Source organism: Cupriavidus sp. HY129 (genome assembly GCF_059492215.1).
Map to the genome: position 1 here is coordinate 49,836 of NZ_CP083255.1, position 26,042 is coordinate 75,877.

At 64.7% G+C, this 26,042-nt stretch carries 26 protein-coding genes; 18 read left to right on the forward strand and 8 right to left on the reverse strand.

Annotation, left to right across the window (positions count from 1 at the left end):
- Nucleotides 1-352: 352 nt before the first annotated feature.
- The 9 genes from K6G35_RS16680 (at nt 353) to K6G35_RS16720 (ending at nt 7,427) form a co-directional block, all read left to right on the forward strand.
- On the forward strand, nt 353-673 hold the full coding sequence (locus K6G35_RS16680) for an RNA chaperone Hfq (protein ID WP_495676763.1): 321 nt from the start codon (nt 353-355) through the stop codon (nt 671-673).
- A 222-nt stretch (nt 674-895) separates the two neighbouring features.
- A complete protein-coding gene (locus tag K6G35_RS16685; protein WP_008646678.1) occupies nt 896-2,134 on the forward strand; it encodes a flagellin FliC in 1,239 nt (412 codons plus the stop codon).
- A gap of 115 nt (nt 2,135-2,249) precedes the next feature.
- Nucleotides 2,250-2,630: a flagellar protein FlaG gene (locus tag K6G35_RS16690; protein WP_286882328.1), complete on the forward strand. Its 381-nt coding sequence runs from the start codon at nt 2,250-2,252 to the stop codon at nt 2,628-2,630.
- 42 nt (nt 2,631-2,672) lie between these two features.
- Nucleotides 2,673-4,145: a flagellar filament capping protein FliD gene (gene fliD, locus K6G35_RS16695; protein WP_495676764.1), complete on the forward strand. Its 1,473-nt coding sequence runs from the start codon at nt 2,673-2,675 to the stop codon at nt 4,143-4,145.
- Between the two features lie 24 nt (nt 4,146-4,169).
- A complete protein-coding gene (gene fliS / locus K6G35_RS16700; protein ID WP_008646675.1) occupies nt 4,170-4,604 on the forward strand; it encodes a flagellar export chaperone FliS in 435 nt (144 codons plus the stop codon).
- Between the two features lie 21 nt (nt 4,605-4,625).
- On the forward strand, nt 4,626-4,970 hold the full coding sequence (locus tag K6G35_RS16705) for a flagellar protein FliT (RefSeq protein WP_495676765.1): 345 nt from the start codon (nt 4,626-4,628) through the stop codon (nt 4,968-4,970).
- Between the two features lie 86 nt (nt 4,971-5,056).
- Nucleotides 5,057-6,400, forward strand: a complete 1,344-nt coding sequence (gene fliK / locus K6G35_RS16710; protein ID WP_495676766.1) for a flagellar hook-length control protein FliK — start codon at nt 5,057-5,059, stop codon at nt 6,398-6,400.
- The gene (locus K6G35_RS16715; RefSeq protein ID WP_008646668.1) at nt 6,397-6,678 is read left to right on the forward strand and encodes an EscU/YscU/HrcU family type III secretion system export apparatus switch protein; all 282 of its coding nucleotides are present in this window, start codon (nt 6,397-6,399) and stop codon (nt 6,676-6,678) included. The genes fliK and K6G35_RS16715 overlap by 4 nt, the downstream gene beginning before the upstream one ends.
- Nucleotides 6,679-6,788: 110 nt before the next feature.
- On the forward strand, nt 6,789-7,427 hold the full coding sequence (locus K6G35_RS16720) for a methyltransferase domain-containing protein (protein WP_008646666.1): 639 nt from the start codon (nt 6,789-6,791) through the stop codon (nt 7,425-7,427).
- Nucleotides 7,428-7,446: 19 nt separating this feature from the next.
- Here K6G35_RS16720 and K6G35_RS16725 read toward each other — a convergent pair whose 3' ends face one another.
- Genes K6G35_RS16725 through K6G35_RS16755 form a run of 7 tightly spaced genes read right to left on the reverse strand, consistent with a single transcriptional unit; the run spans nt 7,447 to nt 15,426 of the window.
- Entirely contained in the window at nt 7,447-8,571 is a 1,125-nt protein-coding gene (locus K6G35_RS16725; RefSeq protein WP_186426848.1) for a DegT/DnrJ/EryC1/StrS family aminotransferase, read from the reverse strand.
- A complete protein-coding gene (locus K6G35_RS16730; protein ID WP_051705492.1) occupies nt 8,568-9,371 on the reverse strand; it encodes a WbqC family protein in 804 nt (267 codons plus the stop codon). Before K6G35_RS16730 ends, K6G35_RS16725 begins: the two co-directional genes overlap by 4 nt.
- Nucleotides 9,368-10,597 carry a class I SAM-dependent methyltransferase gene (locus tag K6G35_RS16735; RefSeq protein ID WP_035884083.1) on the reverse strand — a complete coding sequence of 410 codons (1,230 nt, stop codon included), beginning with the start codon at nt 10,595-10,597 and terminating at the stop codon, nt 9,368-9,370. Before K6G35_RS16735 ends, K6G35_RS16730 begins: the two co-directional genes overlap by 4 nt.
- A complete protein-coding gene (locus K6G35_RS16740; protein ID WP_035884166.1) occupies nt 10,594-11,145 on the reverse strand; it encodes a dTDP-4-dehydrorhamnose 3,5-epimerase family protein in 552 nt (183 codons plus the stop codon). Before K6G35_RS16740 ends, K6G35_RS16735 begins: the two co-directional genes overlap by 4 nt.
- Entirely contained in the window at nt 11,142-12,248 is a 1,107-nt protein-coding gene (rfbG, locus tag K6G35_RS16745; RefSeq protein ID WP_035884084.1) for a CDP-glucose 4,6-dehydratase, read from the reverse strand. Before rfbG ends, K6G35_RS16740 begins: the two co-directional genes overlap by 4 nt.
- Nucleotides 12,230-13,000 (reverse strand): glucose-1-phosphate cytidylyltransferase, encoded by a 771-nt coding sequence (gene rfbF, locus K6G35_RS16750; protein ID WP_008646656.1) that lies wholly within the window; start codon nt 12,998-13,000, stop codon nt 12,230-12,232. Before rfbF ends, rfbG begins: the two co-directional genes overlap by 19 nt.
- The gene (locus K6G35_RS16755) at nt 12,997-15,426 is read right to left on the reverse strand and encodes an O-linked N-acetylglucosamine transferase, SPINDLY family protein (RefSeq protein ID WP_489696394.1); all 2,430 of its coding nucleotides are present in this window, start codon (nt 15,424-15,426) and stop codon (nt 12,997-12,999) included. The genes rfbF and K6G35_RS16755 overlap by 4 nt, the downstream gene beginning before the upstream one ends.
- A gap of 13 nt (nt 15,427-15,439) precedes the next feature.
- On the opposite strand from K6G35_RS16755, the gene K6G35_RS16760 reads away from it, so the two are divergent.
- Nucleotides 15,440-16,102, forward strand: coding sequence for an LbetaH domain-containing protein (locus tag K6G35_RS16760; RefSeq protein ID WP_035884086.1), 663 nt, complete (start codon nt 15,440-15,442; stop codon nt 16,100-16,102).
- 238 nt (nt 16,103-16,340) lie between these two features.
- On the opposite strand, the gene fliE is transcribed toward K6G35_RS16760, so the two are convergent.
- On the reverse strand, nt 16,341-16,661 hold the full coding sequence (gene fliE, locus K6G35_RS16765; RefSeq protein ID WP_011519664.1) for a flagellar hook-basal body complex protein FliE: 321 nt from the start codon (nt 16,659-16,661) through the stop codon (nt 16,341-16,343).
- 369 nt (nt 16,662-17,030) lie between these two features.
- Here fliE and fliF point away from each other — a divergent pair, with 369 nt between their 5' ends.
- The 8 genes from fliF to alkB all read left to right on the forward strand — a co-directional run bounded on the left by fliF (nt 17,031) and on the right by alkB (nt 25,901).
- A complete protein-coding gene (gene fliF / locus K6G35_RS16770; RefSeq protein WP_017511937.1) occupies nt 17,031-18,713 on the forward strand; it encodes a flagellar basal-body MS-ring/collar protein FliF in 1,683 nt (560 codons plus the stop codon).
- Nucleotides 18,700-19,713, forward strand: coding sequence for a flagellar motor switch protein FliG (fliG, locus tag K6G35_RS16775; protein WP_011519667.1), 1,014 nt, complete (start codon nt 18,700-18,702; stop codon nt 19,711-19,713). The genes fliF and fliG overlap by 14 nt, the downstream gene beginning before the upstream one ends.
- Entirely contained in the window at nt 19,700-20,536 is an 837-nt protein-coding gene (gene fliH, locus K6G35_RS16780; protein WP_286882336.1) for a flagellar assembly protein FliH, read from the forward strand. Before fliG ends, fliH begins: the two co-directional genes overlap by 14 nt.
- Complete coding sequence (fliI, locus tag K6G35_RS16785; protein WP_286882337.1) at nt 20,529-22,001, forward strand: flagellar protein export ATPase FliI; 1,473 nt, start codon at nt 20,529-20,531, stop codon at nt 21,999-22,001. Before fliH ends, fliI begins: the two co-directional genes overlap by 8 nt.
- Entirely contained in the window at nt 21,994-22,446 is a 453-nt protein-coding gene (fliJ, locus tag K6G35_RS16790) for a flagellar export protein FliJ (RefSeq protein ID WP_008649006.1), read from the forward strand. The genes fliI and fliJ overlap by 8 nt, the downstream gene beginning before the upstream one ends.
- Before the next feature lie 15 nt (nt 22,447-22,461).
- Nucleotides 22,462-23,949 (forward strand): flagellar hook-length control protein FliK, encoded by a 1,488-nt coding sequence (locus tag K6G35_RS16795; protein ID WP_495676767.1) that lies wholly within the window; start codon nt 22,462-22,464, stop codon nt 23,947-23,949.
- Nucleotides 23,950-24,137: 188 nt separating this feature from the next.
- Nucleotides 24,138-25,172: an alpha/beta fold hydrolase gene (locus K6G35_RS16800; protein WP_008647191.1), complete on the forward strand. Its 1,035-nt coding sequence runs from the start codon at nt 24,138-24,140 to the stop codon at nt 25,170-25,172.
- A 66-nt stretch (nt 25,173-25,238) separates the two neighbouring features.
- Complete coding sequence (alkB, locus tag K6G35_RS16805; RefSeq protein ID WP_008647188.1) at nt 25,239-25,901, forward strand: DNA oxidative demethylase AlkB; 663 nt, start codon at nt 25,239-25,241, stop codon at nt 25,899-25,901.
- Nucleotides 25,902-26,042: the final 141 nt, after the last annotated feature.

Here is a 26,042-nt window from a genome sequence, read left to right on the forward strand (position 1 = left end):
TCCACGCGACAACATCACAAATAGAGTAATGACTCTAGCCGAAGACAAGCAGCCGCTCAGTCAATGCTTGTAAAACTTTGTTACTCTCCCCGTCTGAAGTATTTCCCTTCTCTCCTGGCAGCGCCGATTGGACGTGGTGGCCGGGCAGCGCCCCCGATATTCGCGAATCGTCTGCCCGCCGCAGTCATGCTGGCCAGTTCCTGCGCCACCTCCGGCTCCGAGAGCGAATGTTTCAAAGCGCCCCACGATCTGAGCGCACAAAACGTCACCCATAGTGCGTTACAGATCAAATCATGTGGTCATCGGACCGTTGTCAGCCGCCAGATCCCTCGCGGGTTCTTCCGGAGAAGTTGTGAAGAAGGAAAAAAAGGCTCCAAGACCCAGCCGGAAACTGCAGCACCTGCATTACGCAGCCCACGGCGCAAGCCGCAACGCAGTCATCGTCCATCTGTCGAACGGCACGAGGTTGACCGGTGTCGTCCTGGCATCGGACAACTATATGGTCCTGCTCGGGCAAAGCGCAGAAGACCCTACCCCCACGCTGATCTACAAGCGCGCGATTACCGTCGTGACGCCCGCCCACGCGCCCGAAACGGCGTCGGTGCTGCTCGACGCCGAAACGTCGCCGGACTTCGTGCGCCTTTACACCCCGCGCACGCGCAAGCGCCGCTGAGAGACGCAGCAAGTCGTGGCGCCCTTCTATATAGATGCGGGCCCACGACCACGCGAACGCCCGGTCAAGTTGCACGCGCAACCCCCGCAAAGATCACTCTAAAGTCTACCCCTGCCCGGTCGATAACCTTTGCAACGGAGGCACTCTACGCCCTGCAACGCAGGCAGCCAACGTTACGGCACCCGCCGGAATGCCTAAAACATTGCAAATAGGAGTCGTACCATGGCGCAAGTCATTAATACCAACTCGTTGTCTCTGATGACTCAGAACAACATGAACACCTCGCAATCGGCACTGAATACCGCTATTCAGCGCCTGTCGTCGGGCCTGCGCATCAACAGCGCAAAGGACGACGCTGCCGGCCTGGCAATTGCGAGCCGCTTCACGTCGAACATCAACGGCCTGACCGTTGCCCAGCGTAACGCCAACGACGGCATCTCGCTGGCGCAAACGACGGAAGGTGCGCTGACCGAAGTCACGAACAACCTGCAACGTATCCGTGACCTGTCGGTGCAAGCCGCCAGCGGCACGAACTCGTCGTCCGACCTGAAGTCGATCCAGGACGAAATCACGCAGCGTATGTCGGAAATCGACCGCCTGTCGGCCCAGACCGACTTCAACGGCGTGAAGGTGCTGTCGTCGAGCGCCAAGAGCGTGAACATCCAGGTTGGCGCGCAAGACGGCCAGACCATCGCCGTGAACCTGCAAGAAATCAGCACGAAGACCCTGGGTCTGACCAGCTTCAACGTGAACGGCCCGGTCGCCAACGGCGCCGCCACGTTTGATGGCGCGACCAACATGGTTGGTGTGGCTGACGCCAGCACCGCCGACTTCCAGAAGGCCTTCGGCTCCACGACCAACGTGACGACCTCGACCGTGTCGGAAAAGGCCGCCGGTACGCTGGCCACCACGCTGGGCATTGCTGCCGGTAGCGTGGCGGTTGGCGCCAACGCCGTGGTCGACAAGAACGGCAACTGGTTCGCTCAGGTCGCGATCACCCCGGCCAGCCAGACCGAAGCCCAGGCCCTGAAGAACCAAGGCATGAACGGCGCAGTCAGCGGCACGACGATGTACACGTACGTTGCGCTGGACCCGGCTACGGCCGACACGACGACGACCGCTGGCACCGCTGCCTTCTCGTTCGACACGAGCAAGGTCACGGCCGCCAACCTGACGGCTGGCGCCTCGTCCAGCCCGCTGGCGACGGTCGACTCCGCCCTGCAAACGGTGAACAGCCTGCGCAGCTCGCTGGGTGCTATCCAGAACCGTCTGGATTCGACGATCTCGAACCTGGGCACGACCATCACCAACCTGTCGTCGTCGCGCTCGCGCATTCAGGATGCTGACTACGCAACGGAAGTGTCGAACATGACCCGCGCGAACATCCTGCAACAAGCTGGTACCTCGGTGCTGGCTCAAGCGAACCAGACCACGCAAGGCGTGCTGTCGCTGCTGCGTTAATCGCAACGCGTAAGCAGGAAGGCCGGACCTCGTGTCCGGCTTTCTTGCGCCCGGAGTATTTTCCCAGGGCTTCGGCTCTGGGAAAACATTTCGAGATGACCGAGTCAGGACAATCATGGCAACCCAAGCTGCTCCATCGTCGGGCGTAGTGCAAGCGGCAGTCGGCGTGTCCCTGCCGCAGCCCGGCCTGCGTACGTCCGCCACGCCTGCGGATGCATCACAAGCACCGGCAGCCGCCACGCCGGCCGCACCGGCGCCTGACCATCCGGCGGCGCGCCCCAGCACGGATGCGGCAGTCAGGAAACTGACCGAGGCCCTGCGCGCTGCATCGGTCAGCGTCCAGTTTGAAATCGACCGCGAGACCAACCGCGTCGTGACCAAGATCGTCGACAAGGCCAACGGCGAAATCATCCGACAGATTCCCACAGAGGAAGTCGTGCGTATCGCCGACGCGCTGGCCCAGTTGCAAGGGCTGTTCGTCAACCAGACCGCCTGACATCGGCGCAGCTCCAACCAGAAGCCCCCTGGAAAACAAGAAATGACTACGATCTCCAACCTCGGCGTCGGCTCCGGTCTCGACCTGAGCAGCCTGCTCGATCAGCTCACCACGGCTGAACAGGCACCGCTCACCGCGATCAAGACCCAGCAGAGCAGCTACCAGACCAAACTGTCCGCGTACGGGCAGTTGCAGAGCATGCTCGCGGCGTTCCAGGCATCGGCCAACCAGTTGTCGAACCCCACGTTCTTCCAGGCCACCACGGCAAGCGCAAGCAACACCTCGGTACTGAGCGCTACCGGTAGTGCCACTGCGGCGCCAGGCACCTACTCGGTCAACGTCACGCAACTGGCGCAGTCGCAGTCGGTGGTTTCCACCGGGCAGGCATCGCAGACCGCCGCCGTCGGCACCGGCACGATCCATATTGATTTCGGTGCGATCACGGGTGGCACGCTGGACAACAACCCGGCCAGCCCGACCTACGGCAAGTACACCGGCGCCACCTTCACGGCCAACAACGGCTCCACCGGCGTCGACATCACGATCGACAGCAGCAACAACACGCTGCAGGGCGTTCGTGACGCCATCAACAAGTCCAATGCCGGGGTGACCGCCAGTATCATCAATGATGGATCGGGCACGCCGTACCGGCTGGTCATCAACTCGAACGCAACGGGCGCCACGAACAGCGTACGCCTGTCCGTGAACGAGAACGATGGCGGCACGGCGCTTTCGGATCTCGTAGCCTACGATCCAGCCGGCACGCAGAACATGACCCAGACCGTGGCCGCGCAGGATGCCAAACTGACGGTCAACAATATCGCCATCCAGAGCAAGAGCAACGCCGTCACCGACGCGGTGCCGGGCGTCACGCTCAATCTGAACCAGACCGGCACGAGCAACGTGGCGGTGCAGCGCGACAACAGTTCCATCGTCACCGGTCTGCAAGCCTTCGTCGCGGCTTACAACAATCTCCAGAACACCGCCGCCTCGCTGTCAGCCTACGACCCGAGCACCAAGACCGGTTCTCCGCTGACGGGCGATTCCACGTTGAGCATCATCCAGTCCCAGATGCGCAGCGTGATGAACACGCCGCAGACAGGCAACGCGCTCACCACGCTGTCGCAGATCGGCATCTCGTTCCAGAATGACGGCACGCTTGCTCTCGACACCACCAAGTTGACCTCGGCGCTGAACAACAACCCAGGCGCAGTTGCGGGGCTGTTTGGCAACGCCAACGGCGTGAGCGGCTACGGCAACCAGATCAGCACACTGGTCAAGAACCTGACCAGCAGCAACGGCGCGCTGACGACGGCCACGGCCGGCATCAACAACACGCTCAAGGATCTGAGCAATCAGTACGATGAAACGCAGACCCGCATCGATGCGGTCATCGCCAATTACAAGACGCAGTTCACGCAGCTCGACGTAATCATGTCGCAGATGCAGAACACCAGTTCGTACCTGACGCAGCAGTTCAGCGCCATGAACGGCACAAGCAGTAGCAAGAAGTAACGTCAGCCAACAGCAGGAGTCCACATGTTCGCGCGCCGCAATGCCGTCAATGCCTACGCCCAGGTGGGTGTCGAAACCGGAGCCATGAGTGCCAGTCCGCACCAGCTGATCGTCATGCTCTACGACGGCGCACGCGCGGCCATCGCACGTGCCAAGTTCCACCTGGCGGCCGGCGACGTCGCAGCCAAGGGCAACGCCATCTCGAAGTCGATCGACATCATCGACAATGGCCTGCGCGCCGTGCTCGACCACAATGCCGGCGGCGACGTTGCCGCGGACCTGGAACGGCTGTACGACTACATGTCGCGCCAGCTCATGCTGGCCAACCTGCGCAATGACGAAGCGCTGCTCGACCAGGTCGACAGCCTGCTGCAGGACCTCTCCAGCGCCTGGGCGCAGATCGGCAATCCAGCCGCCAACGGCACGCTGGCCGCACAGCCGATCGCTGCCAACTCGTGACTTTCTTCCGGAACTGAGACGATGTACTCCAACATGCCTGCCAACCCGTCGGTCATCCAGATCTACGAGGAACTCGTCCTGCTCTCGGAGCAGATGCTCGAAGCCGCCCGCCATGGCAATTGGGACGCAATGACCGAAGTCCAGCGTGTTTACGTGGCTCAGGTGGAAGCACTCCGCGGCAAGGACACGCACCCGCCCGCGACGCTTCAGGAACGTATGCAGCGCCAGGCCCTGCTGGCCAAGCTGCTGGCTCACGACGCCGCGATCCGCGATCTGGTGATGCCGCAATTGCAACGCCTCGGGGAACTGCTCGGCAACGCCCGCCGCCGCCGCGACGTCAACGAGGCCTACGGCGTTTCCGCCTGAGAGATACGTTCACAGGGCGCCCGGCGTGGCGCCAATGCGGGCCTTGAGCTCACGCATCCGTAACGCCCCATGTCACGGCCCGTTCCATGTCGATTCCGATTCATTCCCAGCCTGACGCTGGCCAGCTCGCACGTAACGACCTGCTGACACAGCGCACGGCGCTGGCGGTCGACAAGCTGGCCGCGCTGATGCCGGTCCAGGACACGAACGAGACCAGTTCGCGTGACACCAGCACCGATCTCGGCACCGCTGGCCGCGTGCCCGGTGCGCGGCCCGGCGAAGCATCGGCCGGCAATACCGCCGGCGCCGTCGTCACTTCGACGCGCGAAACGCTGAGCTTCGCAGCGCGCACGATCCTCGACCTGTTCGCGAATGCCGACGAGGCCGCCGCCGCGCTGAAGTCGGCCTCACCGCTCGCCACGCGCACGGAAATGCAATCCGCGCCACTGCTGGCCACCAAGCTTGCCAGCCTGCTCGACCAGAGTGGCATGTTCTATGAAGCGCATCTCGCCGAATGGGTGAGCGGTGCGCGTACGCTCAAGGACATCGCGCGCGAGCCCCAGGCCGTGCTGGCACGAGCCACCGCCAACAGCGCCAACCCGCCCCCTCCCGATGAGCCGCTGCGCCAGTTGCTGGCGCTGCCCTACTCCCCTCGGGCCGCCGATGCGGCGCGTGCGACGATGCTTGCAGCCGTGGGGCTTCCCGATGCCCCTGATGGCGACGCCACCGGCCGGGCAGGAAACGCCGCACACGGCGCAGGCACTGCCAACGGAACGGGCAGCGCAGGCGGCATGGCCGCGAATCGGGCCGCCGATGTTTCATCATTCGGCCGCCACCCGCCTGTCACCCGCACCATCACCGTCGGCGATCCGATTCCCGCGCCCGACGGCTCGCGCACGCAATCACTGCAGGCCGCCCAGTCATATGCCAGCGTTGCCGACGCGGGCAATGCGCCACGCGCGTCTCTGCTGGCCACGCACGCGTCGACATCCGAACCGCCCGCCGCACCGCCCCCAGCGCAAGGCCAGATCGTGCACCCGGCGACGGAGGGCCTGATGCGCCAGCAACTCGAACTGCTGGCCGCCCAGCAGTTCCGCTGGCAGGGCGAAGCCTGGTCCGGCACACAGATGTCGTGGGAAGTGTCGCCGACTCCCGTTGACGAGGATGGATCCGGCACGCAGCACCAGGCGCGGAGCTGGACCACACGGCTGGTCGTGCAGATGCCTGGCATGGGCACGGTCGAAGCCAGCCTGACGCTATCGCCGTCGATGCTGGACGTGCGAGTCAATGCACCGCTGGATGACACTGCCGCAAGGCTTCATGCGGCCATTCCCGATCTGCACGGGCGTCTGGCGGCCAGCGGCTTCGTGGTGGGCCAGATTACGGCACGCACCGATACGGCGCCAACGGCAGCGGGAGTCCCGTCATGAGCGACACGTCGCGCGGCGCCGCGGTGGCGCTGTCATATGAAGAAGGCGAGAAGGCCCCACGCGTGGTGGCCAAGGGCTACGGCGTCACGGCCGAATCGATCATCGCGCGCGCCCAGGAAGCCGGGGTCTATGTCCACAATTCTCCGGCGCTGGTCAACCTGCTGATGCAGGTGGACATGGACTCCCAGATTCCCCCCCAGCTCTATCTGGCGGTGGCCCAATTGCTGGCGTGGCTGCATCAGATCGAGCACGAGACGGGGCAATCCTCGGCCAAGTAATAAGCGCCATTGCCGCAATAGCCCGGAAAACAGGCCTTTCTTCGGCGTCTTGCAGTGCCTTTCCATTTCGTATGATGCAAAGCGCATAGCAGACCAACCGACATCACCGCATGACACAGTCAACCATTCGCACCAAGCCATTGCTGGAATCCCTCAAATGGGGCTGGTTCGACTTCGAGGACTATCTGTTCGAGAAGCGGTATGGACTCGATCTGGGCGGGGTAGTCCCGGTCAAGGACCTGATGGACGACACCAGCCTCCCGATCGCACATGCGTCCACCTACCATGCCGTGTGGTGTCGCAACCTCCGCGAGTTGTTCCGGGAGGCGCGGCGCACTGGGCATCGTTTCGACAATTTCGTGGACATCGGTTCGGGGAAGGGCAAAGCCTGCTTCTACGCGCACACGCGGCAGCCGTTCCGAAATATCGTGGGCGTGGAGTTTTCCAGCACCCTGATCGACGTCTCCAGCCGCAACCAACGCCGGTTCGGTGCCGACAACATCTCGTTCGTCAATGCCGATGCCACAGGATTCAGTCTCCCATCTGGCAACAACATCGTGTTCATGTTCAATCCGTTCGACGACGTGATCCTCGAACGCTTCGTCAGGCATAACCTCGATCACTTCCGCCAGCATCGCTCCGTCATTGCCTATGCCAACGACGTGCAGCGCATGACACTGGTACGTTTCGGGTTCGAAACCATCTACCGGAATCAGGAACGGAAGATTTCGCTGTACCGCCTGCCGTAGCAGACGGTCAGGGACCCCATCAGCGTTGGGAAAGTAGCTCGCGCACGGCGGCACCAACGCGCGCCACGTCGTTCCGCTCGAGATTGAGACCCGATGGCAGGTTCACGCCATGCGCGCCCAGCCGGTAAGCCACCATATTGCATTCGCGTGCCATCGAAGCTGGCTGCGTTTGCGCATACGCTTCCAGACTGCTTAACGGACTGAAGAAAGGTCGGCAATCAATCCCCTCGCCGGCGAGACGACGGATGACTTCGGCTTTTCCGCCCAGTCGATCCGGCAGAATTGCCGTCGTCATCCAGTAGCTGCTACGTACGCCTTCGGCTTCGTGGTTCAGCATGACCTCTTCGCAATCGCCCAGCTCCTCGCGATACCAGCCGAAAATCACCCGTTTGCGCGCCACGAGCTCCTCGATGCGCTCCGTTTGAGCCAGGCCAAGCGCGGCCTGCATGCTGCTCATCTTGTACTTGTAGCCCACCTCGCGATTCATGAACATGGTGTCACCAGGCGCACGTCCGTGATCGCGCAGCACGAGCACCCGCTGGTGGATGGCATCGTCATCGGTGATCAGCATCCCGCCTTCCCCGGTGGTCAGGGTTTTCGAACCATGGAAGCTGAACGTCCCGGTTGCGCCGAAGGTTCCGGCTGGTCGACCGTGGGACCAGGTTCCGGCCGCCTCGGCCGCATCCTCGATCACTGCCAGATCATGCCGGCGTGCGATGGCCTGCAATGCAGCGTAGTCGGGCACGTTGCCGTACAGGTCCACCGGGATCATGGCGCGGGTACGCGGCGTTACATATGCCTCTACCGATTCCGCCGACAGACACCAGCTCTGCGGGTCGATATCCGCAAACACCGCCGTCGCCCCCACATACTGGATCGGTGCCGCGCTGGCGATCCACGTGGAATCCGGGACGATGACTTCGTCGCCGGGTCCGATGCCGAGCGCGAGCAAGGAAAGATGCAGCGCCGAGGTGCAGGATGGCAAGGCCACGGCATGCCTGACGCCGTGATATTCGGCGAAGGCGCGCTCGAAGCGCTCGTGGTACACGTTGGCGTTGGCGTACCAGGCATTGGTCACAGCGTCGGTGACGTATGCGATTTCCTTCTCGCTGATGGAGGGCCCCGAGACAGGGATACGTTTCATGGCAGTGTGACCTCCAGTGCGGGCGTTAGGATGGCATCGGCTGATACAGCCTCTGCGCTTGCGGCTTGCCAGGACACCGTGCGGGAGCAAATGTACTGCGCACCCTCGCGACCACAGTTGGCGACGAGATCGAGCGCGCTGACGTAGGGCGTGAACGCGCCGTGGCGCTGCGGATAGGCACGCAGTTGATAGTCCATATACTCGACCACCACGCCGGCGCGCTCGAAGCGCTCGTGGTCCAGGTAGTGCCTCGCCCCGTGTCCGGTGACATAACGGCTGGCACCAAAATGCCCGCACAGCGCCAGCAACCTGCCGCTGCTCTCCCCGCCAACGCCGAGCGCCGACGCGTCCAGGAATTGCCGTCCGGCATCGAGCCCGAAGTAATGCGCCAGCGCCATGACAGACGCGCGCGACAGCGCCGCCAGCGTCGTCGCGTTCTGCGAGAAGACCGCATCGACCAGCGCCAGCATGTCATCCAGATGCGGCGTGCCCAGGTACGCCTGGCGCAGCACATCGCGATGCCGGCTGCGCCAGTCGGTGTTGTCGTCGATCTCGAGGTCAGAGATCAGGCTGTGGCGATGGCGGTCGCGTAGCGGCACGGTCAACCAGCGCACGCCATCGCGGGTCTTGACCTGAACGCGGTTGATGAAGCCGCGCGCGAACTGCACGTCGTCATAGAAGACGTAGGTGTCGCACAGGCGAATCTGCTCGAGCATGCCGACCCAGGGGAAGTACATCGGCTGGGACACCACGAGCGTGCCCGTGGTGTCCATGGAGCCTGTATGCGGCGCCGTACTCATGATGGCAGTCTCCGGATCTCCGGCACCGCCACAGCAAAGGTCCCTCCCCACTCCGCAACGCGGTGGTTCTGCGCCACCACTTCATCGGCAATGTTCCATGGCAGGATCAGCACGGTATCGGGCCTGCGGGCATCGAGTTCTGACGGCGCGCAGATGGGAATATGGCTGCCGGGCAGGAATTTTCCCTGCTTGGAGGCGGCTGCGTCGCAGACAAACGGCAGCAGGTCGGGCCGCACGCCCGCGTAGTTGAGCAATGTATTGCCCTTGGCGGCAGCGCCGTACGCGGCCACCCGACGGCCGGCCCGCTTCTCTTCGAGCAGGAACGCCAGCAGGCCATCCTTGACAGCATCGGCACGGGCCTGGAACGCGAGATAGATGTCCAGGCTGCGCAAGCCGAATGTCTCCTCTTCCTCGATCAACCCGGCCACCGAGGGCAACATTACGCGAGCGTCATCGTCATGGCAGCCATAGACACGCAGACTGCCGCCGTGCGTGCTCAGCCGCTCCACGTCGAACACGCGCAGCCCCGCCTGCGCGAAGATGCGTGACACCGTGTACAGCGACAGATACGAAAAATGCTCGTGATAGACCGTGTCGAACTGGGTCTGCTCGATCAGCCGCATCAGATGCGGGAATTCCAGCGTGATGGTGCCACCCGGCTTCAACGCGACCTTCAGGCCGCGCGTGAAATCGTTGATGTCCGGCACATGGGCATAGACGTTATTGCCCGCGATCAGGTCGGCACGCTTGCCCTGCGCGACCAGCCGTCGCGCCAGCGCTTCGCCGAAGAACTCGCGCAGCGTCGGCACGCCGATCGCCTGGGCGGCATCTGCGGTGCTCGTCGTCGGCTCGATGCCCAGGCACGGAATGCCGCCAGCCACAAAGTTCCGCAGCAGGTAACCGTCATTGGAGGCTACCTCGATCACGAGGCTGTCAGGTCCCAGCGACAGCCGCCGCGTGATGTCGGCCGCATAGCGCGCCGCGTGCTCTAGCCACGTCCGCGATGTGGACGAGAAATATGCGTAGTCGGGCCGGAAGAGCGCGTCGGCCTGCGCGTAGTCTTCAGTCTGGACCAGCCAGCAGGTATCGCAGACAAAGAGCTTGAGCGGGAAATGCGTTTCCGGCGCACTCAGTTCGGCGTGATCCAGATAGGCATTGGACGGCGGCGCGAAGCCGAGATCCAGAAACACGTGCCGAAGTTCGGCGTTGCAGTGTCGGCAGTTCATGGCACGATGCCGGCAAAGCCGGCACTGAGAAGTGGGTGGGAGGCATCGCGGGCGGAGAGTTCCCCCACCGGCAGCGGCCATTGGATGCCAAGCATGGGGTCGTCATGACGCAGGCCACGTTCGGCCTGCGGCGCGTAGGCTGCGGTATGGAGGTACATCAGTTCGCTGTCCGGTTCCAGTACCTGGAACCCGTGCGCGCAGCCCTCCGGAATCACCATCATGCGGGCATTCTCCGCACTTAGCTCTTCCGCATGCCACCACAGGAATGTTGGCGATCCCGCGCGCAGGTCCACCATGACGTCCCATACGCGGCCGGCCAGGCAGCGCACAAGCTTCATCTCCGCATGTGGCGCCAACTGGAAATGAAGCCCGCGCAACGCGCCGACCTCGCGCGTATGCGAATGATTGGCCTGCACGATCCGGCGATCGCCCAGCACGGGCGCCAGCGCGTCCGCGCAGAACAGCCGGGCGAACGCGCCGCGCTGATCTTCGATCCGCCGGGTGTCTACGATCGCCGCGCCGGCGATGGGCAGCGGTGTAACGATCATGGCGTTGCCCAGCACACGCCGGCAGCCGCGGCGGCGATCATGTAGTCCTCGATCTGGCGGCGCGTGATGCCTGCCATGCCATCCTGCGAAGTCCGGTACCAGCCCGCCGTGGCCGCCAGCGCCTGCTCGAGCTGCCACACCGGCTGCCAGCCAAGCTCACTGCGTGCCCGCGCGCTATCGAGATACAGCAGGTTCGCCTCGTGCGGGCGCGGCGTGGCACTCACATGCCATTCGAGCGCCGGCCAGTGGCAGCGCATCATGCCGAGCACGGCCTCGACCGTCCGGTTGTCATGCGCGGACGGGCCGAAGTTCCAGGCATCGGCGCACGCCGCATCGCCCTGCAACAGCCGCTGTCCTAGCAGCAGATACCCGGACAGGCAGTCGAGCACGTGCTGCCACGGACGTGTCGCGCCCGGTGAACGGATCTCCAGCGATTCCCCACGCGAGGTCGCACGCACGAGATCTGGAATCAACCGGTCCTCGGACCAGTCCCCACCGCCGATCACGTTGCCGGCACGCGCCGTGGCCAGCAATGGTGCGTCCGGTTGCGCGAAGAAACTCTGCCGATAGCTGGCGGCCACCAGCTCCGATGCCGCCTTCGACGCGGCATAAGGATCGTGTCCGCCAAGCCGGTCGGACTCGCGGTATCCCCATGACCACTCGCGGTTCGCGTAGACCTTGTCGGTGGTCACCACGACCACTGCGCGCACACCGGGCATGCGACGGCAGGCGTCGAGCACATTGGCGGTGCCCATCACATTGGTCGACCAGCTTTCCAGCGGATCGCGATACGAGCGGCGCACCAGTGGCTGTGCCGCCAGGTGAAACACAATCTCTGGATTGCCGCGCGTGAGCGCGGCATCGACGGTTCGCGACTCGCGTACGTCGCCACGCAGATCTATGCAACGCTCCGCATGGGTCAGGTCCAGTTCGCCCCAGAGACTCGGCGTGGTGGCCGGGTCCAGCGCAACACCGGTCACCTCGGCACCAAGCAGATGGAGCCACTGCGCGAGCCAGCTACCCTTGAATCCGGTGTGCCCGGTCACGAGCACGCGGCGTCTCCGGTAGATATCACCGAAGTGCGTCACTTCCAGACCTTCCATGGCGGATTGCCCGATGCCCAGAGCTGTTCCAGCAGGTTCTTGTCGCGCAGCGTATCCATGGCCTGCCAGAAGCCACGATGCGAAAACGCCTGAAGATCGCCCCGCCGCGCGAGCTGGATCATCGGCTCGGCTTCCCACGCGGTGCCGTCCCCGTCGATCAGGTCGATCACCGACGGCTCCAGCACGAAGTAGCCACCATTGATCCAGGCACCGTCGCCTGCGGGCTTCTCCTGGAAATTGCGCACTTCCGATCCATGCATGTCGAGCGCGCCATAGCGGCCCGGTGGCTGGATCGCCGTCACGGTGGCGGGCTTGCCGTGGCTGAGGTGAAAGTCGAGCAACGCGCGTATGTTGACGTCCGATACCCCATCGCCATAGGTAAAGCAGAACGGCTCGTTGTCGAGGTACTCGCGCACGCGCTTGAGACGGCCGCCGGTAATCGTGTACTCGCCCGTATCCACCAGCGTGACGCGCCACGGCTCCACGTGCCGTTGCAGCACTTCCATGCGGTTGTTCTTCATGTCGAAGCTCACGTCCGACATGTGCAGGAAGTAGTTGGCGAAGTACTCCTTGATGATGTAGCCCTTGTAGCCCAGGCAGATCACGAAGTCATTGATGCCGTAGTGCGAGTACGTCTTCATGATGTGCCAGAGAATCGGCTTGCCGCCGATCTCGATCATCGGCTTTGGGCGCAGGTGCGACTCCTCGGAGATGCGCGTGCCGAGGCCGCCAGCCAGGATGACAGCCTTCATGCCGCCACCTCGTCGGCCTGCTCCGCACGGGCGGGCACGCCCGTGATCTCGTGGATCGTGGGAACCGGCATCGCCTCGACAACCGCCGCATCCAGGCCGAACGATTCCTGCAGGAAAGCCGCAAGCGCCGACTTGTCCTGCCCAAGTTCGTCCAGGCGCGCCAGCAGCAGGCGGTAGAGTGGCAGCGAGTACTTGCGCAGCATGGCACTGTCGATCAGCAGGTCCAGCGCGCCAGCCTTGTCGCCTTGCTGATAGAGCAGCTCGGACAATGCATAAGCCACCAGCCAGTGCTTGCTCCACTTTGCGGAGACGTTCTCCAGCAGGTTCGCCAGAGCGTCCGTGTCGTACGTAGCCATGATACCGACCAGCGACGTGGCGATTTCCTCCATCGAGATCCACCGGCCGCCGAAGAACAAGCCCTCACCATCGGGCCGCGCAATCTGGCCGGGCGTGCGATACGCGGACACCCATTTGGCCATTTCTTCCTCCAGCCAGCGGCACAGCCCGGCAGCATCGGACAGCGCGCTGCCTTCGAACCGCGTCCGGATCGACATGCGCAGCGCGTCAAGCTGCGCGACGTCCGATGCCAGGGCCACCGCGGTCTCGATGTATTGATCGTCCGTCGTGCAGATCAGCCCGGGCAAGCCGATGGTATTGAGGAACGACGCCGATATGCGCTCATGGAAGGCCTGGCCGGCGATCGTGACAAGGGGCACGCCCATCCAAAGGGCATCACATGCATTGGCGCCCGCAGTCAATGGCGCGGTGTCGAGCAGTACGTCGATACGGTGATAGAGCACGTACTGGTTCTTGCCCTCGCGCGGCACACAGATGACGCGCTCCGCAGCAATCCCCGCAGCCGCCATGCGCTCGAGCAACGGTACGCGCACGGCGTCGTTGTCGAGACCCGAGCACTCCACCAGCAGCCGGCTGCCAGGGCAGCGTGCCAGCACGCCACTCCAGAGCCTGAGCGTGCGCGCGCTGATCTTTGCCAGGTTGATGCAGCAACCGAACGTGATGTGACCGTTCTCCAGCGCGGGCGTCGGCCGCACCCGGTATGCGGCCGCATAAGCATCAAGCGGACGCGCAACGAGCGGAAAGTACGAGGCAATCGCCGGGGCATGCAACAGTTCTTCCGTACAGAACGCCTCATTGCCCTCGGGGTCGGCCATCGCCTCGGTGAGGCGGTAGTCCATGCCGGGCATGCCGGTGGTGCCGGGGTATCCGATCCATGTCAGTTGCTTCATGGCAAGACCATGCGCCATGTAGGTCAGCGGGGTATTGCGCGTGTATCCGCCGAGGTCGAACAGTACGTCGAGCTGGTCAGCCCGCACGATGTCCACAACCTCTTTCACGGTCTTGCCGGCCAGCTCGACAAAGTGTCCGGCAAAGTAACGGACCTTCTCCGTGATGTTGTCCGCGTGCCCGTTTAGCGAGTAGACAAAGACTTCGACACGGGTGTGATCCAGGTTTGCGAGGAATGGAATGACAAAATAGGCGCAAGCGTGGCTCATCAGGTCGTTGGACATAAGCCCCAGCCTGATACGGCCATTGTCCGCAGACGGATGCAGTGCCCTGGCACCGCGCTTTGCCGGCATCATCAGTTGCGCGCAACGCTCGGCTTCATGTCGAAGATCCAAGCCGGTGGTGTTCTCGTCGAACAACATCGTGAACAGCAGGTTGAAGCGCAGCAGAAGCTGATCCGGTGCAATGGCAATCGCCTCGCGCAGCGCGCCAACGGCCTCGCCAACCTTGCCGGTCTCCTTCATGGCGTTGGCGTACGCGGTCAGCGTGCTCACTTCCTTCGGCGCCAGTGCGCGCCCGCGCAGTGCGGCGTCACGTGCGCCTGGATAGTCTTGCAGGCCATAGAGCACGCTTGACCAGGTGGCCCACGCCTGCCACATCGGCGGGTTCTGGGCAATCACCGGCTCGAGTGCCGCACGCGCTTGCGGGTAGCGGCCGATCGTCATGAGGGTCTCGCCCATGACCACGCGCAGTTCGATGTCCTCGGGAAACCGCGCGAGCCCCTGCTCGCTCAGCCGCAGCGCTTCATTGCGATTGCCAAGTCTCAGACAGCTTACGGCGCGCAGGAAGTACGCCCGCGGCGAATCGCTACCATGCTTGTCGGCACGCTCCGCATTGCGAATGCACTCGTCATACTGGTGCGCCTTGAAACTCGCTTCCGCCTTGGCAAGGGAGTTGGATGCCTTCACGGCATGATAGCTGTCGTGCATGATTTGGGTCGATCGCCGGTGCCGCGCGACATTTCGCGCGCGCGCTCCTGATTGGAGTCTGCGCAGATTACTGCCGCGCCGCCCATCCCCATCCGGCAAACTTCGGCGAAAAACGGCAGCTTTTCTACCAATCACCGACTCTGGCCCCGGGCGATGATGCGTATCATGTGGCGTCACGAGTCCCTGGCGCATTGTTCGTCACCACATGGAGCGTTCCGCCGTGGAGCTGATCAACCATACCCGCGCGAGCCTGATCGATTATGTTTGCGCTCAGATTGGCACGTTCTTCCCGGATGGCGCGGACGTTCGCGGCGCGATCACGCAAGATTTCGCCGAGGCGATGGCGCGGGTGGAGCGTTGCCTGAATGCCAATCGCGTATGGCCACACGGCAGGTTCAACTACCTGCATTCGGCGCAGTACTGCCTGTTCCTGTACTACCTGTCCAACACCATCTGGCGCAACGGTGGCGACACGGATACCTGCACCCGACTGTTCCTGCTCAACAAGGCGCTGAACGGCATCGATCTGTTCTACGAGATCGCCATGCCGGACATCTTCATCCTCGGCCATTCAACGGGAATCGTGCTGACCAAGGCCACCTACGGCAATTACCTGATCCTTCACCAGAACTGCACGGTCGGTCGGAATCACGACGTGGCGCCGGTGCTGGGCGAAGGGGTGGTCATGTATCCGGGTAGCTCCATCATCGGCCGCAGCCGCATAGGCGGGCTATCGACGATCTCGATCGGCACACAGGTCGTGAACCGCGATACGCAGGGAGACTGCATGGTCTTCGGCGCGGAGGGCGGCGAACTCGCCTTCAAGCCGCGCAGCCATCGATACGTGGAAGAGGTCTTCCACATCTAAGCGGCTGCCCCCCAGGCTGACCCTATGCCCTCAGGACCTGCGCCCTTGGAAGCCGTTCCAGAATGAAGCGAAGCGGTTCTGGCCAGGGTGAAGCAGGGATTTCGGCTCGTGTGCGAGCCGCCTGCGGAACGGCATGTGCCTGCGAGCACATGCGCGCCCTGCAAGGGCGGGACCGCAGACAGTACAAGTCGTACGGCAAGGCCCCGCAACGACGCCAGAATCTTTTTGAAGCGGCTTCTTAGACAGGCATGTTCATCATTTCCTGATACGCAGCGGTCAGGCGGTTACGCACCTGCACGGCGGTCTGGAACGAGATGTTGGCCTTCTGCATGTCGATCATGACGTCGTTGAGCGACACACCGGCCTTGCCCATTTCGAATGCCTCGGCCTTGCCGTAGGCGCGGTCCTGCGTGGCATTCAGGCGTTGCAGCGAGCGCTGCAGCTCGCCCGCGAAGCTTTCGGTTGCCGCCGATGCCTCCTGGGGCGCGGCGCCGCCGCCGGCCACCTGCGCGGTGGCGCGCATTTGCTGGAGCATGCCCTCGATGGAAGAAATGGTCATGACGCGTCCGGGTCCTTGAACTTGAAGAGAGAGGCGAACGGACGACGCGCCTAATGAGTCACACGCCATCCAGTTTCAGTCCTCGCACTGTACCCATCCGCCCGTGCCGACCAAAGCACGAAATCGACAGGAAAACCTCCCCTATTCAGCCGATTGTCGTTGGCCCTTCTGCCCGATCATCGCTACCGTGCCGGATCTGGCGGAACAGCCGCGACCATTGCAGCCCGCCCCCGGCCATGAACATCAACTATCGCGGGGAGTGCGCGTGTTTTTTCTGCAGCGTGATTTGAGCCGTGCCGGGAAGATTAACGGCAGCAAAGGCCAGAGTGGCAAGGGCGGATTCTGCCCAGCCAAGCCGGAGACGCGCGCATGAACGCGACCGCAACCCTGCCGAACGGCACGGCCCTGCTCGAAAAGGTCAAGGCCAATCCGCGCCTGCCCATGATGCTGGGCGGGGCCGCGCTGGTCGCCGCTATCGCCGTGGGTGTGATGTGGTCCCGCGCGCCGGATTACAAGGTGCTGTATTCCAATCTGTCGGAGCGTGACGGCGGTGCCGTGATCCAGTCGCTCCAGCAGATGAACGTGCCCTACAAGTTCGCCGAAGGTGGTGGCGCGGTCATGGTGCCGGCTGACAAGGTAGCCGAGACGCGCCTGCGGCTGGCCAGCCAGGGCCTGCCGAAAAGCGGCACGACCGGCATGGAACTGATGGACAACCAGAAGTTCGGCATCAGCCAGTTCGCCGAACAGGTCAACTATCAACGCGGGCTGGAAGGCGAACTGGCCCGTTCGATCGAATCGATCGGCGCAGTGCAATCGGCCCGCGTGCACCTGGCGATTCCCAAGCCCACGCTGTTCGTACGTGAGCGCCAGAAGCCCACCGCCTCCGTGGTGCTGCAACTCTACCCGGGGCGCGCCGTCGATGAAGGCCAGGTGGCCGCGATCACGCACCTGGTGTCTTCCAGCGTGCCGGAACTGACGCCGAAGTCGATCTCGATCGTCGACCAGCAGGGCAACCTGCTGTCCGGCACCAACGATCGTTCGCTCGATGCCAGCCAGCTCAAGTACGTCCAACAGGTCGAGCAGGGCTACGTCAAGCGCGTGGAGTCGATCCTCGCGCCGATCCTCGGCAAGGACAACATCCACGCCCAGGTCACGGCCGATGTCGATTTCTCGTCGGTCGAGCATACCGACGAGAGCTACAAACCGAACCAGGACCCGACCAAGGCCGCGATCCGCAGCCAGCAGACCAGCGAATCGAACTCGCAGGGTGGCACGCCTGTAGGTGGCGTGCCCGGTGCGTTGTCGAACCAGCCGCCGGCCGCCGCCGTGGCCCCGGTGACCACGCCGCAACCGCCGCGCCAGCCCGGCCAGCCGAATCCGCCCGCACAGGCCAACCAGCCCGCGCAGACGACCCAGACGGCCGAGAAGACCGGCCCGAGCAACAGCCGCCGCGACTCCACCACCAACTACGAACTCGACCGCGTGGTGCGCCACGTCCAGCAGGCAGCAGGCGGTGTGAAGCGTCTGTCGGTGGCCGTGGTGGTGAACTACCGCACCAAGGTCGATGCCAAGGGCAAGCCGGTGACGGAGGCGCTGTCAGCCAAGGAACTGGCCCAGATCGAAAACCTGACCAAGGAAGCGATGGGCTTCTCCGCCGACCGCGGCGACTCGCTGAACGTGGTCAACAGCCCGTTCACGAGCGACGTCAAGACGGAGCCGGAAGTGCCGGTGTGGAAGCAGCCGCAGATGATCGACCTGGCCAAGACCGGCGTCGGCTACCTGCTGCTGGCCCTGCTGGCCGTGTTCCTGTGGTTCAAGGTGGCGCGTCCGGTGCTGCGCAAGTACACCGCGCCGCCGCTGCCCGCGCCTACCGAGACGGCAGCCGCCACCGAAGCCGTTCTGCTGCCGCCGGAAGAGGAAACCAATCCGGAAGTGCTGCGCCTGGCCGCGAAATATGAAAGCGATCTCGCCCTGGTGCGCGACGCCGCGCAACGCGACCCGCGCCTGGTCGCCAGCGTAATCAAGACTTGGATGGCAAATGACGAAGGCTAACAAGGGAGTGCCCGAAAAGGGCCTGCAGAAGAGCGCCATCCTGATGATGGCCGTGGGCGAGGATGCAGCCGCCGAAGTCTTCAAGCACCTGTCGCCGCGCGAAGTGCAGCAACTCGGTTCGGCGATGGCCAACCTGTCATCGGTGACGCGCGAGGAAATGTCCGAGGTCCTGTCCGAGTTCCGCAACGAGACCGAACAGTACCTGGCACTGGACGTCGATTCGAGCACGTTCATCAAGAGCGTGCTGAACAAGGCGCTGGGCGAGGAGCGCGCGCTGTCCGTGATCGAGGACATCCTCGAATCGCGCGATCCGGGCGGCGGCATCGACTCGCTGAACTGGATGGATTCGACTTCGGTGGCAGAACTGATCAAGGACGAACACCCGCAGATCATCGCCACGATCCTGATCCACCTGGACCGCCAGAAGTCTTCGGAAGTGCTGGGCTTCTTCACCGAACGCCTGCGCAACGACGTGATCCTGCGTATCGCCACCTTCGGTGGCGTGCAGCCGGGCGCGCTGCAGGAACTGACCGACGTGCTGACCAAGCTGCTGGCCGGCCAGAGCCTGAAGCGCAGCCGCATGGGCGGCGTCCGCACGGCGGCCGAGATCATCAACCTGATGAGCACGGCCCACGAGGAAGCGGTCATCGACGGCGTACGCACGCACGACGCCGACCTGGCGCAGAAGATCATCGACGAGATGTTCCTGTTCGAGAACCTGCTGGAGATCGAAGACCGCGGCATCCAGCGCGTGCTCAAGGAAGTGGCCACCGAATCGCTCATCGTCGCGCTCAAGGGCGCGCCGCAGGAGCTGCGCGACAAGTTCATCCGCAACATGTCGACACGTGCCGGCGAGATGCTGCGCGAGGACCTCGAGGCGCTGGGACCGGTGCGCGTGTCGCAGGTCGAGGCCGAGCAGAAGGCCATCCTGCAGGTCGTGAGACGTCTGGCCGAGGCCGGCGAAATCCAGATTGGCGGAGGCGACGATGCCTACGTTTGACCGCGGTTTTTCCGCTGGCCGTGGCCCGGGCCACGGCGATCCAGGGTTCTTCGGCGCGCCCTCCAAGGGCGCGACCGGCGGCCTGACCAACCTGCACGAGAGCGACGACGGCTTCCAGGGCTTCCAGCCCCCTGCCCGTCCACGCTCGCGCGGCGAAAGCTGGCAGCGTTGGCAGATGGAGTCGCTGGATCCGCGCGATGTCCTGCGCAAGGCGCTGGCGGCCCAGTTGCCCGCCGAACCGCCACCACCCCCGGCAATCGATTTCGAAGCGCTGGACGCAATGCGCGACGGGGCCCGCAAGGAGGGCTACGCGCAGGGCTACAACCAGGGCCAGACGCAAGGTTATGGCGATGGGCACCGCGAAGGCTACGCACGCGGGCTTGAAGCGGCACGCAATGAAGCGGCCCGCCTGCAGCAGCTTGCCGCCAACTTCCACGACGCGCTTGGCCGCGTCGACAACGATATCTCCAACGCGCTGATCGGCCTGGCGCTGGACGTGGCCCGCCAGCTCGTGCGCAAGACCGTCGAGCTCGATCCGGCCGCATTGCTGCCGGCTGCGCGGGAACTGCTGACCGCCGAGCCACCGCTCTCCGGCGCGCCTTGCCTGCTGCTGAACCCGGAAGACATCGCGCTGGTGGAAACACACCTGTGCGGCGAACTCGAAGCCGCCGGCTGGACGCTGCGGGCCGACCCGTCGATCGCACGCGGTGGCTGCATCGCCAGTGCCGCAAGCGGCGAGATGGACGCCAGCCTGTCCACGCGCTGGCAGCGCGTGGTCAAGGCGCTGGGCCGCAACGATCCGTGGGAGCCGCCCCATGCGTGACGAGCCAGCGCAGGCCACCGCGCCCGACGCCCCCGCCGCGCACGTCGGCCCGCATGTCAGCCATTGGCGCGACGCACTGGCAGCCGCATCGGCCGGCGTCAGCGAAATCGACAGCAAGCGCACCTGTGGCCGCCTGACGCGTGCCGCCGGACTCGTGCTGGAAGCCGTGGGGCTGCGTCTGCCCGTGGGGAGTGACTGCCTGATCGAACTGCCCACCGGACAGCATTCGCATGGCGGCCCGCGCACGGCAGAAGCCGAAGTGGTCGGTTTTGGCGCGGACCGTCTCTACCTGATGCCGCAATCGGACGTGGCCGGCCTGGTACCGGGCGCGCGCGTCTATCCGCTGGAGCCGTCGCCGCTGCCCAACGGCATGGTCGGCGCCGGCGCGCCGCGCGAGCAGGGATCGAAGCGGCTGCCGGTTGGCGATGGCCTGCTCGGCCGTGTGCTCGATGCGGCCGGACGGCCGCTCGATGGCCTCGGCCCGATTACCGCTGCCAGCGAAGTTCCGCTGGCCGGCACGCAGATCAACCCGCTGACACGCGCGCCGATCGAGACCGTGCTCGACACCGGCGTGCGCGCGATCAATGGCATGTTGACCGTCGGTCGCGGCCAACGGATGGGCCTGTTCGCCGGTTCCGGCGTGGGCAAGAGCGTGCTGCTGGGCATGATGGCGCGCTACACCAATGCGGACGTGATCGTGGTCGGCCTGATCGGCGAACGCGGCCGCGAGGTGAAGGAATTCATCGAGAACATCCTCGGCGAGGAAGGCCGCAAGCGTTCGGTGGTGGTGGCCGCGCCGGCTGACACCTCGCCGCTACTGCGCATGCAGGGCGCTGCCTACGCGACGCGCCTGGCCGAATATTTCCGCGACAAGGGCCAGCACGTGCTGCTGATCATGGACTCGCTGACCCGTTACGCGATGGCGCAGCGCGAAATTGCGCTGGCCATCGGCGAGCCGCCCGCCACCAAAGGCTACCCGCCCTCGGTGTTCGCCAAGCTGCCGACGCTGGTGGAACGCACCGGCAACGGCCCCGAAGGCGGCGGCTCGATTACCGCGTTCTATACGGTGCTGACCGAGGGCGACGACCAGCAGGATCCGATCGCCGACTCCGCCCGCGCCATTCTGGACGGCCACATCGTGCTGTCCCGCAGCCTTGCCGAGGCCGGCCACTATCCGGCCATCGACGTGGAAGCTTCGATCAGCCGCGCCATGACTGCGCTGATCGACGCGCCGCAGTTTGCCTCCGTGCGGCGTTTCAAGCAGTTGATGTCGCGCTACCAGCGCAACCGCGACCTGATCAGTGTCGGGGCCTACGTGCCCGGCAGCGATCCGGAGCTCGATCTCGCGATTCGCATGTATCCGCGCATGGAGGCCTTCCTGCAGCAGGACATTCACGAACGCGCCGGCTACGACGCCTCGATCGCCCAGTTGCACGATCTCTTCGAGAGGACGCATCATGGTTAAGCACAATCCGCTGAATACGCTGGCCGACCTGGCCCAGGACGACACGGACAAGGCCGCGCGCGAACTGGGTCGACTGCAGGGGCTGCGCACCCAGGCCGAGCAACAACTCAACGCGCTGACACAGTACCGTCAGGAGTACCGCGTCCGGATGCAAGCGATCGCCGCCGAAGGCATGTCGTCGAGCCGCTGGCACGACTTCTCGCGCTTCCTCGATTCGCTTGACCACGCCATCCGTCAGCAGACCAATGCGCTGGCCAAGGCCGAGGCGGACCTGCTGGCCGGACGCGCCAACTGGCAGCAGCAGAAGCGCCGCCAGAACTCGTTCGATACGTTGATCACGCGAGCGGAAACACGCGAGCAGCAAGTCTCCGCCCGGCGCGAGCAGCGCGCCAATGACGAATACGCGGCCCGCATTGCCCGCCAGCCGGCGGCCGGCCGAACCTGATCCGACGAAGAGACCATGATCGATATCAGCCAGCTTATTGGTAACACCGCCAACGCCGCCCTCAAGACCCTGACGCAGTCCAACGCCGCCAGCACCGCCGCCGCGGACGCCAAGGCATTCCAGGACGCGCTATCGCGCGCGCGCGATAGCGCCCCGCAGAGCACGCAACCGGTCGCCAGCAAGTCCAAGGATTCAAGCCAGACCAGCGCGCCGAAGGATGACGCATCGCAGAACACGCGGCAACAGACGACGCAGGCCAGTACGTCCGGCGCTTCCAGCACACCGCAGCAGAAAGACAGCGGCAAGACCAGCGCCACGGCCGACAAGAAGGACGACAGCACGCAAGCCAGTGACGACGGTTCGACGCCCTCGAGCGACGCGCAGGCCGCAGCAGCAGCCCTGGCCGCTGCGATGCTGGCACAGCAGGCCGCACCCGCCACGACGGCACTGACTGGTGGCGCAGCCGCCGATGCAGCGGCCAATGCAGCCGCGGATGCAGCCAGACTAGCCGGTGCCAACGGCCTCCCGCTCGCCGCTCAGACCGCGGCGACCGCGACCGCCACGCAAGCAAACCCGGCCACCGATGCCGCCACGCTGTTGGCCCAGGCCGCCGACGCGCAATCGGCCACGACTACCGCCGGCACTGCCGCCAAGGGAACCGCGCCAAGCCCGGCGGACACGCTGGCCACGATCGCCCAGCAGCGCGCGGCTGCGCAGAACAGCACGCCGACCGCCGCTGACAAGATCGCCGCCGCGCTCAACACCCCGGCGCAGACGGGCGCGCAGGACGCGCGCGGCCAAAACGCGGGCCAGCAACAGACCGGCCTCGGCCACGGCGCGCAACCGACCTTGCAAGCCGACTCGACGCAAGCCAGCCAGACGCCCGTCGCCACGCCATATGCCATTGCGCAGGCCAGCGCACGCACGGGTGAAGGCACCGACACCGGCGCCACGAATCCGAGCAGCGCTGCCATGCTGGCATCGGCCCTGTCCGCGCAATCCCAGGCGAACGCCGCACAGACCACGGCCGCCGCAGCAGCGGCGCGCCCGGCAGTCGCACCGAATCTTGGCGACAGCCAGTGGGCTCAGGCACTGGGCCAGCAGATGGTGCGACTCTCCACGCAAGGCAGCCAGACCGCCGAACTCGACCTGAACCCGCCGAACCTCGGCCCGCTCAAGGTCGTGCTCAATGTGGTCAACGATCAGGCCCAGGCCCAGTTCGTCTCGCCGCACCAGGCCGTGCGCGCCGCGGTGGAAGCCGCGCTGCCGCACCTGCGCACGTCGATGGCCGAAGCCGGTATCCAGCTTGGCCAAACGTCTGTCGGCAGCGATGGCTTCGCCCAGGCTGGCAACGGCGGCCAGCAGCAACAACGCCAACCGGGCAGCGGCAGCGCATTCGCGCAGGCCGCCGGGCTGACGCAGGATGCGCCGGTCCAGGCAACGGTGGCAGCGCCTCGCGCACCGCGCGTGCTGGCGCGTGGGGAAGTCGATACGTTTGCCTGATTCGACTGCGCCACGGGTTCTCCCTCTCTCCCATTTCATGGGAGAGAGGGAGAACACAACTCGCGCTTGATGCGTGCGCCGGCGCGCACTCCCTCGCCCACGAGGGCAGAAGGCCGAGGGGCCGCCCAAGCACGACATGGGCATTTGTGCGACGATTCCCCTCCCGATCCGCACGCCCCCTGCGCACCATGCTCAAAGTCCGTCCGCTGCTGCTCGCAGCCATCGCCCTCTCCGTCCCACTCGCCCAAGCTGCCCACGCTGCCCAGACCGCCGATAGCGGCCCGGCCTACGGTCCCCAACTCGAGGGATTCGATTACCCCTATCCGGTTCAGCAATATCGCTTCAGTTCGCAAGGGCAGCCGCTCGAGATGGCCTACATGGACGTCAAGCCGGAGAAGCCGAACGGCCGCGCCGTGGTACTGCTGCATGGCAAGAATTTTTGCGCTGCCACGTGGCAGGAGAGCATCCAGCAGCTCACCGCCGCCGGCTACCGCGTGATCGCCCCCGATCAGATCGGCTTCTGCAAATCGACCAAACCGCCGCACTATCAGTATTCGTTCCAGCAACTCGCGCGCAATACCCACGATCTGCTGGCCTCGATCGGCGTGCACGACGTCACCGTGATGGGCCATTCCACGGGCGGCATGCTGGCGATGCGCTATGCATTGATGTATCCGAAGGAAACCGCGCAACTGGTGCTGGTCAACCCGATCGGCCTGGAGGACTGGAAGGCCAAGGGCGTGCCGTCGCTGTCGGTGGACCAGTGGTACGCGCGCGAACTCAACGTGACGGCCGAGCGGATTCGCAACTACGAGAAATCGACGTACTACGTGAACCAGTGGAAGCCCGAGTACGAGCCCTGGGTGCAGATGCTGGCCGGCATGAACCGCGGCCCGGGCAAGCAGATCGTTGCGTGGAACTCGGCACTGCTCTACGACATGATCTTCACGCAACCCGTGGTCTATGAAATAAGCGCGATTCAGGCCCCGACCCTGCTGATGATCGGAGATCGGGACACCACCGCCATCGCCAAGGACGCCGCGCCGCCGGACGTGCAGGCGAAGCTCGGCCACTACCCCGAACTGGCGAAAGCGACCGCCAGGGCGATTCCGAACACGACACTGGTCGAATTCCCCGACATGGGCCACGCACCGCAGATGCAGGATCCGCAGGCGTTCCACAAGGCATTGCTGGAAGGGTTGGCGAAGGTGGGTGGGAAGTAGGCGTGGCTGGCAGGAAAACGGCAACTGCGATCCCGAGTACCATCCCAGGTACCCGAAATGCCCGCCATGACCTTCGACCTCTTCGACGCCCTTCCCGCTGATTCCAACGCCCCGCCTGCCGTGGAGACGCTTGCGCCGGGCGCCGTGGTGTTGCATGGATTCGCGCGGGATACGGGGCCGGAACTGCTCGCCGCCGTGCAGACGATCAGTGCCGAAGCGCCGTTCCGCCATCTGATTACGCCGGGCGGCCTGCGTATGTCCGTGGCCATGACCAATTGCGGCGAGCGTGGCTGGGTGTCCGATCGCACTGGGTATCGCTACGATGCGGTCGATCCGGAGTCAGGACGGCCCTGGCCGGCCATGCCTGCCGTGTTCCGGTCGTTGGCCGAACACGCGGCGGAAGCGGCTGGCTATCCCGGCTTCGCGCCCGATGCCTGCCTGATCAACCGCTATCTGCCGGGCACGCGCCTGTCGCTGCATCAGGATCGTGACGAACTCGATCTGCGCGCACCGATCGTTTCTGTCTCACTGGGCCTGCCGGCCGTCTTCCTCTGGGGTGGATTGCGTCGCGCCGACCGGCCGGACCGATTCCGGCTCGCGCATGGTGACGTGGTGGTCTGGGGTGGGCCGTCCCGGCTCGTCTTCCACGGCATCGCCCCACTGGCCGACGGCGATCATGCGTTGACCGGAAGCGAGCGAATCAACCTGACGTTTCGCAAGACCCGCTAAGCAAGACCCAAGACCTGCCAGTTACGCGGGATCGCATGGGCAGTTGCCTGCACACCAGGACAACCACTACGATAGCGGCTCCGCACCATCTTCAGAACAAGGCCGGCGCCACGTTGCGCCCGGCAGCCAGCGAGACAACCC

What these genes read in the sequence shown, in the direction of transcription:
- K6G35_RS16730 (WP_051705492.1), bottom strand. Translation starts at nt 9,371, where the DNA reads ATGAGTACGGCGCCGCATACAGGCTCCATGGACACCACGGGCACGCTC.
- K6G35_RS16705 (WP_495676765.1), top strand. Translation starts at nt 4,626, where the DNA reads ATGTACTCCAACATGCCTGCCAACCCGTCGGTCATCCAGATCTACGAG.
- K6G35_RS16760 (WP_035884086.1), top strand. Translation starts at nt 15,440, where the DNA reads ATGGAGCGTTCCGCCGTGGAGCTGATCAACCATACCCGCGCGAGCCTG.
- K6G35_RS16720 (WP_008646666.1), top strand. Translation starts at nt 6,789, where the DNA reads ATGACACAGTCAACCATTCGCACCAAGCCATTGCTGGAATCCCTCAAA.
- fliK (WP_495676766.1), top strand. Translation starts at nt 5,057, where the DNA reads ATGTCGATTCCGATTCATTCCCAGCCTGACGCTGGCCAGCTCGCACGT.
- K6G35_RS16690 (WP_286882328.1), top strand. Translation starts at nt 2,250, where the DNA reads ATGGCAACCCAAGCTGCTCCATCGTCGGGCGTAGTGCAAGCGGCAGTC.
- fliJ (WP_008649006.1), top strand. Translation starts at nt 21,994, where the DNA reads ATGGTTAAGCACAATCCGCTGAATACGCTGGCCGACCTGGCCCAGGAC.
- K6G35_RS16725 (WP_186426848.1), bottom strand. Translation starts at nt 8,571, where the DNA reads ATGAAACGTATCCCTGTCTCGGGGCCCTCCATCAGCGAGAAGGAAATC.
- K6G35_RS16735 (WP_035884083.1), bottom strand. Translation starts at nt 10,597, where the DNA reads ATGAACTGCCGACACTGCAACGCCGAACTTCGGCACGTGTTTCTGGAT.
- fliS (WP_008646675.1), top strand. Translation starts at nt 4,170, where the DNA reads ATGTTCGCGCGCCGCAATGCCGTCAATGCCTACGCCCAGGTGGGTGTC.
- fliI (WP_286882337.1), top strand. Translation starts at nt 20,529, where the DNA reads ATGCGTGACGAGCCAGCGCAGGCCACCGCGCCCGACGCCCCCGCCGCG.
- K6G35_RS16740 (WP_035884166.1), bottom strand. Translation starts at nt 11,145, where the DNA reads ATGATCGTTACACCGCTGCCCATCGCCGGCGCGGCGATCGTAGACACC.
- K6G35_RS16685 (WP_008646678.1), top strand. Translation starts at nt 896, where the DNA reads ATGGCGCAAGTCATTAATACCAACTCGTTGTCTCTGATGACTCAGAAC.
- alkB (WP_008647188.1), top strand. Translation starts at nt 25,239, where the DNA reads ATGACCTTCGACCTCTTCGACGCCCTTCCCGCTGATTCCAACGCCCCG.
- fliF (WP_017511937.1), top strand. Translation starts at nt 17,031, where the DNA reads ATGAACGCGACCGCAACCCTGCCGAACGGCACGGCCCTGCTCGAAAAG.
- K6G35_RS16715 (WP_008646668.1), top strand. Translation starts at nt 6,397, where the DNA reads ATGAGCGACACGTCGCGCGGCGCCGCGGTGGCGCTGTCATATGAAGAA.
- K6G35_RS16755 (WP_489696394.1), bottom strand. Translation starts at nt 15,426, where the DNA reads ATGCGCCAGGGACTCGTGACGCCACATGATACGCATCATCGCCCGGGG.
- K6G35_RS16795 (WP_495676767.1), top strand. Translation starts at nt 22,462, where the DNA reads ATGATCGATATCAGCCAGCTTATTGGTAACACCGCCAACGCCGCCCTC.
- rfbF (WP_008646656.1), bottom strand. Translation starts at nt 13,000, where the DNA reads ATGAAGGCTGTCATCCTGGCTGGCGGCCTCGGCACGCGCATCTCCGAG.
- fliE (WP_011519664.1), bottom strand. Translation starts at nt 16,661, where the DNA reads ATGACCATTTCTTCCATCGAGGGCATGCTCCAGCAAATGCGCGCCACC.
- K6G35_RS16800 (WP_008647191.1), top strand. Translation starts at nt 24,138, where the DNA reads ATGCTCAAAGTCCGTCCGCTGCTGCTCGCAGCCATCGCCCTCTCCGTC.
- fliG (WP_011519667.1), top strand. Translation starts at nt 18,700, where the DNA reads ATGACGAAGGCTAACAAGGGAGTGCCCGAAAAGGGCCTGCAGAAGAGC.
- rfbG (WP_035884084.1), bottom strand. Translation starts at nt 12,248, where the DNA reads ATGGAAGGTCTGGAAGTGACGCACTTCGGTGATATCTACCGGAGACGC.
- fliH (WP_286882336.1), top strand. Translation starts at nt 19,700, where the DNA reads ATGCCTACGTTTGACCGCGGTTTTTCCGCTGGCCGTGGCCCGGGCCAC.
- fliD (WP_495676764.1), top strand. Translation starts at nt 2,673, where the DNA reads ATGACTACGATCTCCAACCTCGGCGTCGGCTCCGGTCTCGACCTGAGC.